This is a genomic window from Halomonas sp. AOP13-D3-9, from assembly GCF_052379125.1.
In the GTDB taxonomy this organism is placed as follows: Bacteria; Pseudomonadota; Gammaproteobacteria; order Pseudomonadales; family Halomonadaceae; genus Vreelandella.
Map to the genome: position 1 here is coordinate 294,100 of NZ_JBQSYH010000003.1, position 15,351 is coordinate 309,450.

Below are 15,351 nucleotides of genomic sequence, written 5' to 3' on the forward strand. Positions count from 1 at the left end.
CCGCCCCTAGAACAATCCCGCTCTTTTCATGCATACCATTCATGCACGCCATTCATACCTGCGTAGGCGGCACATAGCCTTCGGCTTGGTCGGTCTCCTGGTTATCTAGGAAGCGTTGCATCTGCTCCATGAGGTACGCACGGGATTCAGGGTCGAGCATGTTGAGGTGTTTCTCATTGATCAGGCGGGTTTGCAGCGCCTGCCAGGCTTCCCAGGCGGGCTTAGAAACGGTGGCTTGAATCTCCTGGCCCTGTTTACCCGGCAAAGGCGGGAATGGCAATGCTTCCAACTCTTTTTGGTACTTGCGGCAAAAAACGGTATTGCTCATAACGTGCTCCTGGTTCTGCATCTTCATTCAATGATCTCATCCAACCTGCTTGAAAACGCTTATTAAGCGTGGCCGGGTGTTGGATTGAGGCTAAAGGGCGTTAGCTGGCTCAGCAGCGCTTTAACCGGGGCGGCAAGGCCCAGCGCGGGCGGATGATTAACGTCGTACCATACGCCGCTTTCGCGAATACCGCCCAGCCTATCGCAGCTGACCGGCTGCGGGGTAATCTCCAGGCGAAAATGGCTAAAGGTGTGATAAAAACTAGGCGATGTAGTCTCCCGCTTTGGGTTAACCGTGTTGTCTTCAAGCCAGTCGTTGAGTTCACTGTGCTTGTCAAACTGCGGCAAGCTCCATAACCCGCCCCATAAGCCGCTAGGCGGGCGCTGTTCCAGCCATACCCGGCCCTCCTGGTCGCGCAGCATCAGCATAATCGTTTGCCGGGTGGGCAGCGCCTTTTTCGGTTTGGATTCTGGGTAACGCTTTGGCTCGCCTTGGGCGTAGGCCAAACAGACATCGTTAAACGGGCAGCTCAGGCAGTCCGGTTTGCTGCGTTTACATAGCGTGGCGCCAAAATCCATCATCGCCTGGGTGTAATCGGCCAGCCGCGCGGTGGGAGTGTAGTACTCCGCCAGCGCCCACAGCTTTCGCTCCACCGCAGGCTTGCCCGGCCAGCCTGAAAGCGCATGCAGGCGAGTGAGCGAGCGCTTTACATTGCCATCTAAAATAGCGGCCCGCTGCCCCGTGCTTTGCGCAATGATAGCGCCAGCGGTGGAGCGGCCAATGCCGGGCAGCGCCACTAAAGCGTCGATACTCTGTGTCGGTAGCTCACCACCGTGCTCCGCCAACGCAACCTGGGCAGCTTTATGCAAGTTGCGCGCGCGGGCGTAGTAACCAAGCCCTGTCCAGAGATGCAGCACCTCATCCTGCGGCGCCTTGGCGAGGCTTTCCAGGGTAGGAAAGCGCACCATAAAACGCTCAAAATAGCTGATAACGGTAGCCACCTGGGTCTGCTGCAGCATAATTTCCGATACCCATACGCGGTAGGCGCTGCGCGGCGACTGCCACGGTAAATCGTGGCGACCATAGCGGTCAAACCAGGCCAGTAGGCGCTGTTGGAATTCGCTTGCCGCCAGCCGCGGCGTGGGCATATCCGTCATGTGCGTTCCTTAAACAGCAAGCTTTCTAAAAGTAAGGTGGTGAACCAGTCACTATACAAAAGCGCCGGCGTTTAGGCCGGCGCTACAGGGACTGCTTCAGTTCAGCATGTCGAGATACTCAGTTAAACAGACTACGCAGGCCGTCGCGGAGTTCTTGAGCAGCGCCTTCGCCAAGGCGTTCATCTAGTTCGTCTAACGAGTCGCCCAAGCGCTCTTCCAGCTCTTCATCCACTCGATCCCCGGCTTCGTTACGCAGCAGGTCAACCACGGCGGTCTGGAACATCTCGCGGTCAAAGCGGCACCACTCGGTACGCTCATCGCCGAAATTACCTTCACAGCGCACGGGTAACGGCAGTTGCTCCAGACGTGGATTAACCTCACAGGCCGCGTCAGCGGTGTCGACCAAGCGAGCATTAGCACGGCTATCGAAGTTCAAGCTAGCGAGATTGAGTTCGCCTTCTCCGCGCACATCGATGCCGGGCAGGGTAATTAGCAGGTCGTCACTCTCCACTAAACCGTTGCTAATCTGGAAAGTCGCATCAAAACGCTCAAAGCGCGTATCGGTGTGCCAATCCCGCAAGGTGCCCTGCCCTTCTAGCTGAGCCACCAGCTCGCACATCTGCTTGGAAATATTGGTATTCAAAATCGCGCCATCGTTTAGGCGGGCATTAAGCTCCCCATTGAGGTTGCCGATGAGTGCTTCGCGGGTATTGCCCTGACTGGTAAGGTCACCTGATAGATTAAAACGCCCGCGCAGCGGTGACGCCTCGTCCTCAGCGCTGATGGCTTCAATCAGCGGCGCCACCTGAACGTTGTTAATGGTCGGCGAAAGCGCCCACTCAAGAATGGAATCCGTGGCATCAACCTGGCCGGTAGCGCTGAGCTCGCCCTCGTAGAAGCCTGACTCAAACGCCGCTAGCCGGTGGATGCCATCGTCGCCACGCAGCTGCAAGCTTGGGTTATTGAAGGTAAGACCCGCAAACATTAGCGTATCGACACTTAGATCGCCCTCCAGCGCCAGTCCGCTGAGTAACGATTGCGGCACTAATGTGTTGCTTTCCTGGGCGAAGGCTTTACGCAATAAGCCCCGGCTAGCCTGTTTAGCTGTCGCTTCACCGGGCAGGTAGTGATCAAGATCTAATTGGTCACCGGCTAAATCGAACGCCAAGCGTGAGCCATCCAGCGCGGCCGATAGTTCACCGGTAAAGGTACTGTCGTCGACTACCAGCGAAAGGCTAGGCAGTGAGAACTGCTTGGCATCGCCTTCAATAGGGCTGGTCATGGCCACATCGCTGAGCGCCAACTCACCCGCTGTAGTAAGCGTAACGCCTGCACGGGCCAGCCAGGGGCGTAGCGTAAACGGGGCTGCCGTTAGCTGGCCACGGTAGCGCGGCGCATCGCGCAGCTGCTCAATATTAAGGTGCCCACTGACCCTGAGACCATCCGGCCCGGTGAGCTGTAGCTCTTTCAACTGGGCCGTTTGTGCCTGCCAATCGCTCTCCAGACCAAAGGCAAGGGCCAGCGCCAAACTACCCTGCCAGTTATCCGCATTGCGCAGGCCCGTTTCAAGCAGCCCTTCTTTAATGGTCAGTTGCTGTTCGCCCATACGTGCAACGAGTTCGGCGGCTTTTAAACTGAGCTGCTGTGGCTCGCCCTCTGCGCCTTTAGTCGTTCGGGTGGTCAGTGCCATATTTTCCAGGGCAAACAGCTTATCCGCCAAGCCAAGCCGCACGCGCGTTTCGAGATTAATCTCGCTGGTAAGATCGGGGGTGCGTTCCAATACTTCGGCATCAAGTCGATTATGCTTGGTCAGCGTAAACATGGCCTTCAATGGGAAGGCGCGCAGTGGGTTAACGTTGCTACCCGAGATATTCAGTTGCTGCATGCGCCACAGCGCTTGGGTTTGCGCATCGCGGAAGCGAATATCGGCATTTTTCACTTCAACGCTGGCAATACTTAATACCACCGCCAGGCTACCGGCGTCTGCATTGGGGCCTGCACTGGCGGGTGCCAGCACCGTTTCAGCCGCTCCCTCATTATGTTCAGAGAGGCGTTCTAACAAGGGTTCCCAGTTACCTTCGCCCTGAGCGTCGCGCTCCAGGTTAAGGCGCATACCGTCTAGCGTTAGGCCGTCAACGGCAATTTCCCCACGTAGCAACGGGCCGAATGCCACGCTCACTTCCGCGCGGTCAATCGCCGCAAAAGCAGCGCTATCTTCGGCCTGCTCGGGCAACCAGGCGCGGGCTTTCTCTACGCTAACGCCGATACGCGGGTAGAATGACCAGGTAATGGGGCCTTCCAGCGCCAAGTTGAGCCCGGTTTGCTCTTCAACAACGGCGGTTAAACGGGGCTTAAAGTCTTCTGGATCCAGAAAGGTGGTTACATAGACCACGGCGGCGACCGCGACGATGGCAAGAATACCGACGGCTGCCAGTACAATACGTAATAGTTGTTTCATTACCCTTTCCCTTGTGGGTCTAGCTCAACAAAATCGCTGGTGGCGGGCATTCCCGCCGCCGGAGTCTCTGGATTGGCCATTGGCCGGTAACCTAGCTTGGAGAGCAGCACACGGTCGGCCAGTGGTAAGGTAGACGTTTCAATGCGCAGAACGCGGCCTTCCTGCTTGGCTTGCTCGCCCAACAGGGCCATTAAGCGCGAACCGACGCCACGGCGGCGGGTGGTTTTGCGCACGCAGAGCTCTGAAAGCCACCACGCTCGGTCTTCGCCTTCTTGAACGGCAACGGCCCCCAGCAGCCGGTCATTGAAAAGTGCACAGGCAAAAAAGTGCTGGCCTGCAAAATGTTGTTCAATAAATGGCTCAACCGTTGGAGTGGGCATGCGCTCTTGGGGCGCATCCTGGTAGATGCGCATCAGATCAAGGCGCACCTGCTCATCGGCCTCCCAACGGGCCTGGTCGACATGGTGCAGTGTCACCGGCATGGTGAAATCCTCTTCGCCAAAGCAGCCTGGCTGCTATTACTGCCGCAATTGATTGCGGCTACATTTCGCGCATTGTAGCGGATGAAGGCGCCGATTCACTATAATGGTCGCTTCGCCATAGGCTGATCAAATAATGGTAAGTTGATGCAGAGCCATCGGCCGTCCCTCAGAGTGCGCCTTAGCGCAGGAGATGCAACATGTCAGCGCGTATTGCCACGGTTAGCCGTGACACCAACGAAACGCAGATCAAGGTCAGCGTCAATCTCGACGGTGAAGGCCGTCTCAATTGCCAAACCGGCGTTCCGTTTCTGGATCATATGCTTGATCAAGTTGCCCGCCACGGGATGATCGATCTCGACATCAACGCCACTGGCGACCTGCATATTGACGACCACCATACCGTAGAAGACCTGGGTATTACGCTAGGCCAGGCGTTTTTTGCAGCCATTGGCGATAAACGCGGTATTTACCGCTATGGGCACGCCTATGTGCCCCTTGATGAAGCACTCTCGCGCGTGGTGATCGATTTTTCTGGTCGGGCAGGGCTGCACATGAACGTAGAGTTTACTCGCGATACCATCGGCAGTATGGACACTCAGCTGTTCTGGGAGTTTTTCCAAGGCTTCGTCAATCATGCCCACGTAACGCTGCATATCGACAATATTAAAGGTTTTAATGCCCACCATCAGGCGGAAACGATTTTTAAGGCCTTCGGCCGGGCGCTACGTATGGCCGTGGCGGAAGACCCGCGCATGGCAGGCCAAATGCCCTCCACCAAAGGGAGCTTATGATGCTGCGCTGTAGCCTGCGCGATGCCACGGGCTGTGCCGTTAGCCCTATTTTGTCCACTTCTCCAAGGAGCGCTTCATGACCATTGCTGTAATCGACTATGGAATGGGTAATTTACATTCCGTGGCCAAAGCGCTGGAGCATGTGACCCATGAGAATGTCGTCATTACCCGCGACCCGCGCCGCATCCTGGGCGCGACCCGCTTGGTACTGCCTGGCCAAGGGGCCATTCGCGACTGCGTTGGCGAACTTGAGCGCACCGAATTACGCGGGCTGGTGGACGATATTTTAACCCGCCAGGCTAAACCGCTGCTGGGAATCTGCGTGGGTCAACAGATGCTGCTGGAGCGCAGCGAAGAGAATGGCGGCGTGGAGTGTCTGGGCTTCTTTAAAGGCAGCGTGGATCGCTTCCCTGGCGATATGCGCGATGCCCACGAACAACGCCTGAAAGTCCCCCATATGGGCTGGAACGTGGTCGAGCAGCACCATGAACACCCCTTGTGGGCCGGTATTGATAACCGCGAACACTTCTACTTTGTGCACAGCTACTACGTGAATGCCGCGGAAGATGCCCAGGTATTTGGCACGACTCAATACGGCAAGGTAAGCGCCCATGTGGCCATTGGCCGGGATTCGACCTTCGCGGTGCAGTTTCACCCGGAAAAAAGCTCCCGCGCAGGCCTTCGCCTGCTTGAAAATTTTGTCACCTGGACGCCCTGAGAGGATTTTGTATGTTGATAATTCCCGCTATTGATCTCAAAGATGGCCAGTGTGTCCGGTTGAAACAGGGCCGCATGGAAGACGCGACCTCCTACGGCGATGACCCAGTCGCTATGGCGGCCCGCTGGGTAGAGGCAGGCGCCCGCCGCCTGCACCTGGTGGATTTAAACGGCGCCTTTGAAGGCAAGCCGATGAATGGCGACGCTGTTACGGCGATTGCCCGCGCCTACCCCAACCTGCCGATTCAAATTGGTGGCGGTATTCGCAGTGCGGAAACCATTGAGCATTATTTAAGTGCCGGTGTCTCTTACGTCATTATCGGCACCAAAGCGGTCAAAGAGCCTGCATTTGTGGGCGAGATGTGCCGCGCCTTCCCCGGCCATGTGATTGTGGGGCTGGATGCCAAAGATGGCTATGTTGCCACCGACGGTTGGGCAGAGGTCTCTACGGTTAAGGCCACTGAGCTTGCCAAGCGTTTCGCCAACGATGGCGTTTCCAGCATCGTCTACACCGACATTGCCCGCGACGGCATGATGCAGGGCGTCAACGTGGAAGCCACCGCTGCGCTGGCCCGTGAAGGCGGTTTACCGGTGATTGCCTCGGGTGGTGTAACCAATTTGGACGACATCAAAGCACTCTGCGAGGTGGCTGACAGCGGCATTTTGGGCGCGATCACTGGCCGGGCGATTTATGAAGGCAGCCTGGATGTTGCCGAAGCCCAGCGATTGAGCGACCAACTAACGGGAGGCGGCTCATGAGCCTTACTAAACGCATTATCCCCTGCCTGGACGTAGACGCCGGACGCGTAGTCAAAGGCGTTAATTTTGTCGGCATTCGCGATGCCGGTGATCCGGTGGAGATTGCCCAGCGCTATAACCAGCAGGGCGCCGACGAGATTACCTTTCTCGATATTACCGCCAGCCACGAAGACCGCGACACCACGGTGGAGATGGTCGAGCGCATCGCCGGGGAAGTATTTATCCCGCTGACCGTCGGTGGCGGCATTCGCAGCTGTGACGATATTCGCACCATGTTGAACGCCGGGGCAGACAAAGTCTCGATCAACACCGCGGCGGTCAACAACCCTGAGTTTGTGCGCGAAGCCGCCGAGCGTTTTGGTAGCCAGTGCATTGTGGTGGCCATTGACGCCAAGCGGGTCTCTGAAGAGGGTGAAACGCCCCGCTGGGAGATTTTCACCCACGGTGGCCGCCGCCCAACAGGCCTGGATGCCGTTGAGTGGGCGAAGAAGATGGTGGAGTTCGGCGCGGGAGAGCTGCTGCTCACTAGCATGGATCGCGATGGCACCAAGATTGGTTTTGACCTGGGCGTGACCCATGCGATTTCCGAAGCGGTGAGCGTACCCGTGATTGCCTCGGGCGGTGTCGGTAATCTGGATCACTTCGTGGAGGGGGTGCTAAAAGGGGGCGCCGATGCAGTGCTGGCCGCGAGCATTTTCCACTTTGGCGAGTACACCATTCCTGAAGCTAAGCGCTATATGGCCGAACGCGGTATTGAAATGCGCCTTTAAAATGCCCTTTATCAACCAGGAACGTCGAATGTTTCGCTCACACCCATGGAGGGGATGGCTAGCAGGCCTGCTGTTTAGTATGCCTGCTACAGCGTTCTCTGATTGGCCTCCGTCGTTGGAGTGGGATCATACCCTGGTGCAAACCAGCCTTTATACCCGCCACTTCAGCCCCGACCCGGAACACACTAACCAGCAAGACCTGATTAGCATTGAACTGCATAATCCGAATAACTGGCTAGCGGGCGTGGCTTGGTTCAAAAACTCCTTTGATCAACCGTCATGGTACTTCTATGCAGGGCGGGAATTTCCTCTTTGGCAAACCGATCAGGGGTTAAACGTGCGCGCCAAACTGACCGGGGGGCTCCTGCGCGGCTACCAGGGCGAGTATCGCGACAAAATTCCGCTCAATCACTTGGAAATCGCCCCGGCAGTACTCCCCAGTATCGGTGTCCAGTGGGGCCGGTTTGAATCTGACCTGATTGTATTTGGCGCCGCCGGCATGATGATAACCGCAGGGGTGCGCTTTTAGCCGCTACTCCTCAGCCTCGTCCAGCGTTAAACCTAGATTGCTGATACCACCATTGCGACCTAGTTCGCGCACCGCTTTCATCGCCGCTTTATCCAGCGGTTCACTAACCGCTTCCAGCACGGCGTCCTGGAAGTCATTTTCGTCGGCCATTAGCGGATGATCACGAATAATCAGCGCCAACGCCTGCGAGTCAACCTCACCCTCGGTGAGCTCTATAAAGGCGCGTACGCCCGCTCGAGAGGTGCGGCTCACGTCCAACACGGCCTCTGGGGAGTCGCCTTGCAGGGTGTCCAGCAGCGCCGAAACCGACACCACCGCATCCAGGGCACGCCGGGCACCAAAGCTGTCACCCTGTTCCGGCGGCTCACACTCGGCGAGCTTTTCCGCTTGGCGGGCAAAGTCGATACTGGCATTGGGCACATTAAGCCGTTCCCAAACCAAACTCAGCACAGTACGCAGCGTATGGCTATCACCCTGGCCGGTGGTTTGCTCATAGAGCACATAGTTAGGCAGCAAGCGCTCACACAGCGCCGCCATAAAGGCCTGCTGGGCAGGGAGTGTGAGTTCTTGCAGCCGTTGGTAAAAGCCCTGAGGTTTCGACACCATAGTGATTTCCTGGATCGCTTGACGTGGGATATTGGTGAAAAGTAGCGGGTACGTTATCTTCTCTATACGCTTGGGGTGATCCCCCAGCGCCTAGGAGCCTGTACGACTTAACACTGATCTACTGCGAATCCCGGTATTTTGGCCAACTTTATGCGATAGATTTCGTTAAATAGCGCGCTATTCGCCTCAATCGATCGATAAAATTGGCTCAAAATCCGGGCTTCTCGCGACGATCGGTCAAGCCGGACAGGCTCCTCGATGATTGCCCGGCCGGCAAGGAGATTACCATGCATATTCATCTGCTACAGCACGGCCCTGACCATGGCCCCGCCCGTTTAACCGACTGGCTAACCAGTATGGGCCATAGTTACACCGTTTTTCATCTCTACGCAGGTGAGCTAACACCCCGCCCAAGCGAATCTGATGCGCTGATTGTGCTTGATGGCCCAGAGGCGCTGCTCAGCCAATCAGCGGGGTGGTTTAAAGCTGAAGAAAAACTGATCAACCGCTATCTGGACGGCCAAAAGCCGCTGTTGGGTATTGGCGTGGGTGCTCACTGGATTGCCCAGGCGTTGGGCTCAGTGGTGGCGCCTGGCACTTATACTGAAACAGGCTGGCATACGGTCACCTTAGCGCCGGAAAGCGCGCTGGATTTACCCGAAACATTCACCGCTTTTATGTGGCACCGCTACGTCTTCAGCCTACCCGACGATGCTTTTCCCTTAGGCGGTAGCGAAGCAGCGCCGCTGCAAGGATTTGCCTGGGACAGGGGGCGCGTCATCGGCCTGCTCTGCCATCTGGAAGCCACCGCGGCTAGCGTAAAACAACTGCTGGGCACTGCCGAGTGGCCCAATGCATCGCCTGCCGCCGCCCGCTATATTCAGGACGATGCGCAGATCCTTGAGGCCCCTAACCGCTTTATTAATTTGGCGCCGCTACTGGATCGCGTTATGACTCAGTGGCTTAAAGCGGCGTAACCGCAGCAAGATATATGGCCGTCAGCGGTTCCACTGCCTGACGGCCGCTAAGCAACTATCCCAATCACCCACATGGATTTCTGGCGGAGCAGCGTCGCGCTGCTTCTCTAAGTGGTAGCGATAAAGCGGGTCGTAGTACTCGGTAAGTAGCGGCGCAAGCCAGGCTTCGTGGGCTTGAGGGTTGCCTTGGGCATGCTCCTTAAAGGCCAGTGCCTGCAGCCGCTGTAAGCGCTGCAGGCGCGCATTGCCTAAGCGTTTTCCTAACCGAATAAGCGCGTTGCTTAACTGCGCCTGCATTAATTGCCAGCCTTGATAGTCGCCATGGCGAGCGGCATAGGCCAGCTCCAGATCGATAATATAGTCCTGCTGGATTTGAGCGAGGCGCCAATCCAACGGCATTTCGATACGCACCCGTGGCGATTGCTGCAGCGCTCGCCAGAAGCTCAAGGGAATATTGGCATTACCAATCTGGCGGGACTCATCTTCGATGACCAGCCCTTCCGTCAGCCCAATTAGCCGCTTGGCCAGCGCATGCTCAAAGTTGATTTGCTTGGCAGGCTCTTCGGGCCTGCGCCCGAAGGCAGAGCCTTTATGGTGCGCGTAGGCTTCCAGGTCAACGCCGTTCTCAAGCTGGTTAATCAGCGTCGTTTTTGCACACCCGGTCAGCCCCGAGACAACCAGCATGGGTTGAAGCGCGGCCGCGTCAATGCGCTCACACAGCGCTTGGCGCATGGCTTTCCAACCACCTTCTAAGCGCGGCCTTGAGATACCGGCTTCTTCCAGCCACTGCTGTGCGATTTTTGAACGTAGCCCACCGCGAAAGCAGTAAATCAGCGCATCCGGATGCTCGGCTAAATACGTCTGCCACGCCGCTATCCGGGCCTGCTTGACCTCGCCGCTGACTAAACGCTCGCCCAGCTCAATCGCCGCGGCTTGGCCGTGCCTTTTATAAGCAATACCGACCTGATGACGCTCATTATCGACCATCAAGGGCAGATTGACGGCCCCCGGCAGCGCGCCCTGGGCAAACTCCACAGGGGCGCGCACATCAATTAGCGGCCGTTCTTCTCTGATTAAGCTCAATACTGCTGGCGTCGTTGCTGACATAGCGGCTAGTGTCACCCGACCACCTCAATGGAGGCGTTGCCTTGACGCGCTTTCATTACTCCAAATGAGTGTAACGACAGGCCGAATTCGCGACCGATGCGCTCAACGTCATCTTCCCAGGCGGGGTCAACGCTGAGCAGCAGGCCGCCGGAGGTTTGTGGGTCGCATAACCACTGCCAGTGGGCTTCGTCCATGGCGGGCAGGCTTTCACCCAGGGCATCGCGATTACGCAGCGTACCGCCAGGCACAGCTCCCTGGCGACGATACGACTCCGCCTCGGCGAGACGTGGCAGCTTACGGAAATCAATTTGTGCCATCACACTGCTGGCTTGGCACATTTCCGCAAGGTGGCCTGCTAAACCAAAACCAGTGACATCGGTCATGGCGTTCACCCCTTTCACATCGGCCAGCTTCACGCCAATGTTATTGGGCTTGAGCATGGTTTCCCGGGCAAGCCCGTGATGGCCCATTTCCAACAAACCACGTTTCTCTGCCGTGGTTAACATACCCACACCTAACGGTTTGGTTAAGAACAACAGATCACCGGGCTTGGCGGTGCTGTTTAGCTTGAGCTTGTCTAGATCGACCAGGCCGTTCACAGCGAGCCCGAAAATTGGCTCGGGCGCATCGATAGAGTGGCCACCGGCCAGAGCAACGCCTAATTCGCGACACACCGCCTGGGCACCAGCCATTACATCGCCCGCTACTTCAGCGCTAAGCTTATCCAGCGGCCAGCCCAGAATACCTAACGCCATCACTGGCGTGCCGCCCATGGCGTAAACGTCGCTGATGGCATTGGTGGCGGCGATACGTCCAAAATCGAAGGGGTCATCGACAATGGGCATAAAGAAGTCCGTGGTGGCAATCATGCCGCGACCATCGCCCAGATCGTAGACGGCCGCATCCTCGCGCCCTTGATTGCCGACGATAAGCCGCTTATGGCCCGCCGCTGGCCCTGCCTTGGCCAGAATCCCATCCAGCACATCTGGGGCGATTTTGCAGCCGCAGCCTGCGCCGTGGCTATATTGGGTCAAGCGAATCGAACTCATCGTGTCTCTCCTTGGCACTTGGGGAATATCATCAGTTTAGCCCAGCATGGCGCATACTACAGAGCGTCCAGCGCGTCGCTAAGCTTATCCACGGCAATGACCTCCATACCTTTGGGCGGCTGCTTGGGGGCATTAGCGCGGGGTACAATGGCACGTAGAAAACCGTGTTTGGCGGCTTCGGCGATGCGCTCCTGACCACTGGGCACCGGGCGTATTTCGCCCGACAGTCCAACCTCACCAAAGACCACCAGCTCTTTGGGCAGGGCTCGGTTTTGCAGGCTAGAGACCACCGCCAACAGTACTGCCAAATCAGCGCTGGTTTCGAGCACTTTGACACCTCCGACGACGTTTAAAAATACGTCCTGGTCGCCGGTAAACAGGCCGCCGTGGCGATTAAGTACCGCTAACAGCATGGCCAGACGGTTTTGATCCACGCCGACGGCGACTCGGCGTGGATTACCCAGCGCGGACTCATCCACCAGCGCCTGAACCTCGACCAGAATCGGCCGAGTGCCTTCCCAGACGACCATGACTAAGCTACCTGGGGCCTGCTCCTCCTGACGGGAAAGAAAGATCGCGCTGGGATTTTTAACCTCTTTAAGGCCCTGCTCTAGCATAGCGAAAACGCCGAGCTCGTTAACGGCACCAAAGCGGTTTTTCTGTCCGCGCAGGGTGCGAAAGCGTGAGTCTGCACCGCCTTCTAATAACAGCGAGGCATCAATCATATGCTCAAGCACTTTAGGGCCAGCCAGTGAACCGTCTTTGGTGACGTGCCCCACCAGTAATAAGACGGTATTGGTCTTCTTGGCAAAGCGCGTCAGCGCGGCGGCCGACTCGCGCACTTGGGCAACGCCACCAGGCGCAGAAGCTATATCTTCCAGATGCATGGTTTGGATGGAGTCGATCACCAAAATCTCTGGTTTCTCCCGCTCAGCCACCGCCAGAATAGTTTCTACACTGGTCTCGGCCAGCATTTTCAAACCATTGGTGGGCAACTGTAAGCGATGGGCACGCATGGCGACCTGAGAGAGCGACTCCTCCCCCGTCACATAGAGGATACGACGCTGCTGGGCCAGCTTGCAGGCCGTTTGCAGCAGTAGGGTCGATTTACCCGCGCCAGGATTGCCCCCCAACAGCACCGCAGAGCCAGGCACTAGCCCGCCGCCCAGCACACGGTCAAACTCTGCGAAGGTGGAACTCATGCGCGGCACTTCGCTGAGATCCACATTACCCAGGTCGATCACTTCCCGCGACAGATCACCCGCGTAGCCAGATCGGCCGGGGGTTGCACCGCCACCGGGGCGGGCGCTTGCCAAATGAACTTCGCTGAGGGTATTCCACTCTTGGCAACTGCTGCACTGCCCCTGCCATTTACGGTATTCGGCGCCGCACTCGGTGCATACAAAGGCGCTTTTGGCTTTGGCCACTGCCATTACACTCCTACTGTTGCTAGCTTTTATGGCTATCTTCGCTGAGTTGCCACAAGCGCTCAATTGCTTAAAGCTGTTGCACTTGCCTGCGTTACGCTATTCACCGCTACAAACACAAAAGGCGGCCAGTGGCCGCCTTTTGTACTACTGGCTAACGCGTTACTGACGCTTTAGCTGCAGCATTTCGCCATTTTCAAAGCGGCGGCGTTCTGGGTCAATCAACTCCAACGTGCTGTCATCGATACGCATGAAGTAGTAGATCTGACCATCGCCATCGGGCGTCAGCTCGTAAACGGTAGCGTCCGGGTCAGACGGCGTACCGGTTAGCACTTCCCAATTACCCGCGTAGTTTTCATCTGGCGGGGTCTGAGGGTGGTTACGGTAGCTGGCGTTCAGCGTGAAGGTGCGTTCTTCAGCTGGACTCATATCTTCACCCACCATGGTGACATCCAGATCGATACCATCGCAATTACGGCAAGGCAGTGAACCCTGGTAATTTTGCTGCGCGGCAGCCGCTTCCTCTTGCTGCTGTTCCATAGGGCCGCTTGCACAGCCAGCCAGTAGTGCCAACATAGCCGAACCGGCCAGCAAACTCTTAAGTTGCATAGAGTGTCTCCTTAATCTCGTGTTGGACATCACATTTATTTACGCGCACTTGTGACAGCATAACCGCTACAAGGTGCGACGCACACCCCTAGCGACGCGAATGCTTGCGCTTAGTTAGCCTTCAAGCGACCATGGCGTACCTTGCTAGGATAATCAGGTTACCCTCATGAGCCAATACTGGAGTCCGGCCGTTCGCGAACTTACGCCTTACGTGCCCGGCGAGCAACCACGCGAGAAGCTTGTAAAACTCAACACCAATGAAAACCCTTACCCTCCTGCTCCAGGCGTCGGTAAGGCACTGCGCGATTATGCAACAGACCATCTGCGCCTTTACCCTGATCCTACCTCTAAAGCGCTGCGTGAAGCGCTGGCGGAGACGTTTAAAGTAGCCAGCAGCCAAGTGTTTGTCGGCAACGGTTCTGATGAAGTGCTGGCATTCGCTTTTCAGGCTTTCTTTTGCCATCAAGCACCGCTTGATGTGCCTGCCATTACCTATAGTTTTTACCCTGTTTACGCCAATCTTTATGGCATTGAGCTCCGTAAGCATCCTCTCAATAAGCAGTGGGAAGTCGATATTGATGCGCTGGCGGCGGATACCAACCGCAGCGGTGTTATTTTCGCTAACCCTAATGCCCCTACCGGACACGCTCACTCGCTCACGACGATAGAGGCGCTGCTTAAACGCGTCACAGATCGAGTAGTGCTGGTAGACGAGGCGTATGTCGATTTTGGCGCTGAGAGTGCTGTAACGCTGGTTGATCGCTACCCTAACCTGCTTGTCACCGGTACGTTTTCTAAGTCCCGCAGTTTGGCAGGCTTGCGGTTGGGTTATGCGGTGGGCTCTGAGGAGTTGATTGATGGCCTGCTGCGGGTAAAAGACTCTTTCAACTCTTACCCAGTGGATAGCTTAGCAAGCTTGGTAGGCATCGCCGCTCTTAAAGATGTCGAGCATTTCGAAGCCTGCCGCGAGCATGTCATTACTACTCGTGAACGAACTCGTCAGCGCCTTGAAGCGTTAGGGTTTGAAGTGCTGCCCTCTAAGGCTAACTTCGTGCTTGCCCAGCACCCTGACTACGAAGGCGCGCAGCTATTTGCTGGCCTACGCGAGCGGGGCATTCTGGTGCGCCATTTTAATACCTCAGAGCTCAATAACTTCCTACGTATCACCATCGGCACCGATGATGAGATGGATAGCCTGATTGAAGCGTTAGAGACGATCTGCGCTTAACTTTTTTATTTTTAAGTCTTTATCTGGGCGGCGCAAGCCGCCTTTTTTATCGGCTGCTTTTCTTACACTTTTCTTTCACGCACACAAAAAACCCAGCCGATTGGCTGGGTTGTCTGCGGTATAGGTGCCTGACGATGACCTACTCTCGCATGGGGAGACCCCACACTACCATCGGCGCTAAGCGGTTTCACTGCTGAGTTCGGCAAGGGATCAGGTGGTTCACGCGTGCTATGGTCGTCAGGCGTAACTGGCGATATATCATGCTGAAGCGTACTGGCTCAATTGTGTGCGTCTCATGGTGCCGCCTGTGCTTTTATCAAGCCAGGCCACACGCTGCGTATCCGGTGTTTTAATGTT

16 protein-coding genes and 1 rRNA gene are annotated in these 15,351 nt (G+C 56.7%); 7 read left to right on the forward strand and 10 right to left on the reverse strand.

Annotated elements, in window-relative coordinates:
• Window positions 1–52: 52 nt before the first annotated feature.
• The 4 genes from ACT3UM_RS05095 to ACT3UM_RS05110 all read right to left on the reverse strand — a co-directional run bounded on the left by ACT3UM_RS05095 (window position 53) and on the right by ACT3UM_RS05110 (window position 4,425).
• Window positions 53–328 (reverse strand): oxidative damage protection protein, encoded by a 276-nt coding sequence (locus tag ACT3UM_RS05095; protein ID WP_498896685.1) that lies wholly within the window; start codon window positions 326–328, stop codon window positions 53–55.
• Window positions 329–390: 62 nt separating this feature from the next.
• A complete protein-coding gene (mutY, locus tag ACT3UM_RS05100) occupies window positions 391–1,485 on the reverse strand; it encodes an A/G-specific adenine glycosylase (RefSeq protein WP_498896687.1) in 1,095 nt (364 codons plus the stop codon).
• A 118-nt stretch (window positions 1,486–1,603) separates the two neighbouring features.
• Window positions 1,604–3,943, reverse strand: a complete 2,340-nt coding sequence (locus tag ACT3UM_RS05105) for an AsmA family protein (protein ID WP_498896689.1) — start codon at window positions 3,941–3,943, stop codon at window positions 1,604–1,606.
• Window positions 3,943–4,425, reverse strand: coding sequence for a GNAT family N-acetyltransferase (locus tag ACT3UM_RS05110; protein ID WP_035585615.1), 483 nt, complete (start codon window positions 4,423–4,425; stop codon window positions 3,943–3,945). The genes ACT3UM_RS05105 and ACT3UM_RS05110 overlap by 1 nt, the downstream gene beginning before the upstream one ends.
• Window positions 4,426–4,622: 197 nt before the next feature.
• On the opposite strand from ACT3UM_RS05110, the gene hisB reads away from it, so the two are divergent.
• The 5 genes from hisB to ACT3UM_RS05135 all read left to right on the forward strand — a co-directional run bounded on the left by hisB (window position 4,623) and on the right by ACT3UM_RS05135 (window position 7,991).
• Window positions 4,623–5,216 carry an imidazoleglycerol-phosphate dehydratase HisB gene (gene hisB / locus ACT3UM_RS05115; RefSeq protein WP_064234030.1) on the forward strand — a complete coding sequence of 198 codons (594 nt, stop codon included), beginning with the start codon at window positions 4,623–4,625 and terminating at the stop codon, window positions 5,214–5,216.
• A gap of 76 nt (window positions 5,217–5,292) precedes the next feature.
• Complete coding sequence (gene hisH, locus ACT3UM_RS05120; protein ID WP_035585617.1) at window positions 5,293–5,934, forward strand: imidazole glycerol phosphate synthase subunit HisH; 642 nt, start codon at window positions 5,293–5,295, stop codon at window positions 5,932–5,934.
• Between the two features lie 11 nt (window positions 5,935–5,945).
• On the forward strand, window positions 5,946–6,692 hold the full coding sequence (hisA, locus tag ACT3UM_RS05125) for a 1-(5-phosphoribosyl)-5-[(5-phosphoribosylamino)methylideneamino]imidazole-4-carboxamide isomerase (RefSeq protein WP_144811639.1): 747 nt from the start codon (window positions 5,946–5,948) through the stop codon (window positions 6,690–6,692).
• A complete protein-coding gene (hisF, locus tag ACT3UM_RS05130) occupies window positions 6,689–7,462 on the forward strand; it encodes an imidazole glycerol phosphate synthase subunit HisF (RefSeq protein WP_498896692.1) in 774 nt (257 codons plus the stop codon). Before hisA ends, hisF begins: the two co-directional genes overlap by 4 nt.
• A 28-nt stretch (window positions 7,463–7,490) precedes the next feature.
• Entirely contained in the window at window positions 7,491–7,991 is a 501-nt protein-coding gene (locus ACT3UM_RS05135; RefSeq protein ID WP_498896694.1) for a hypothetical protein, read from the forward strand.
• Between the two features lie 3 nt (window positions 7,992–7,994).
• Here the strand turns inward: ACT3UM_RS05135 and ACT3UM_RS05140 are convergent, their stop codons facing one another.
• A complete protein-coding gene (locus tag ACT3UM_RS05140) occupies window positions 7,995–8,597 on the reverse strand; it encodes a YjaG family protein (protein WP_498896696.1) in 603 nt (200 codons plus the stop codon).
• A gap of 287 nt (window positions 8,598–8,884) precedes the next feature.
• Between ACT3UM_RS05140 and ACT3UM_RS05145 the strand changes: the two genes are divergently transcribed.
• Complete coding sequence (locus tag ACT3UM_RS05145; RefSeq protein WP_498896698.1) at window positions 8,885–9,574, forward strand: type 1 glutamine amidotransferase; 690 nt, start codon at window positions 8,885–8,887, stop codon at window positions 9,572–9,574.
• Window positions 9,575–9,595: 21 nt separating this feature from the next.
• Here ACT3UM_RS05145 and mnmH read toward each other — a convergent pair whose 3' ends face one another.
• The 4 genes from mnmH to ACT3UM_RS05165 all read right to left on the reverse strand — a co-directional run bounded on the left by mnmH (window position 9,596) and on the right by ACT3UM_RS05165 (window position 13,766).
• Window positions 9,596–10,681 carry a tRNA 2-selenouridine(34) synthase MnmH gene (gene mnmH, locus ACT3UM_RS05150; RefSeq protein WP_498896713.1) on the reverse strand — a complete coding sequence of 362 codons (1,086 nt, stop codon included), beginning with the start codon at window positions 10,679–10,681 and terminating at the stop codon, window positions 9,596–9,598.
• 11 nt (window positions 10,682–10,692) lie between these two features.
• Window positions 10,693–11,730, reverse strand: coding sequence for a selenide, water dikinase SelD (gene selD, locus ACT3UM_RS05155; protein ID WP_144811647.1), 1,038 nt, complete (start codon window positions 11,728–11,730; stop codon window positions 10,693–10,695).
• A 56-nt stretch (window positions 11,731–11,786) separates the two neighbouring features.
• Window positions 11,787–13,157: a DNA repair protein RadA gene (gene radA, locus ACT3UM_RS05160; protein ID WP_035585770.1), complete on the reverse strand. Its 1,371-nt coding sequence runs from the start codon at window positions 13,155–13,157 to the stop codon at window positions 11,787–11,789.
• A 162-nt stretch (window positions 13,158–13,319) separates the two neighbouring features.
• On the reverse strand, window positions 13,320–13,766 hold the full coding sequence (locus tag ACT3UM_RS05165; protein ID WP_035585624.1) for a copper resistance protein NlpE N-terminal domain-containing protein: 447 nt from the start codon (window positions 13,764–13,766) through the stop codon (window positions 13,320–13,322).
• Between the two features lie 166 nt (window positions 13,767–13,932).
• On the opposite strand from ACT3UM_RS05165, the gene hisC reads away from it, so the two are divergent.
• Window positions 13,933–14,994 (forward strand): histidinol-phosphate transaminase, encoded by a 1,062-nt coding sequence (gene hisC / locus ACT3UM_RS05170; protein WP_498896701.1) that lies wholly within the window; start codon window positions 13,933–13,935, stop codon window positions 14,992–14,994.
• Between the two features lie 126 nt (window positions 14,995–15,120).
• Here the strand turns inward: hisC and rrf are convergent.
• A 5S ribosomal RNA gene (gene rrf / locus ACT3UM_RS05175) occupies window positions 15,121–15,236 on the reverse strand.
• Window positions 15,237–15,351 lie beyond the last annotated feature (115 nt).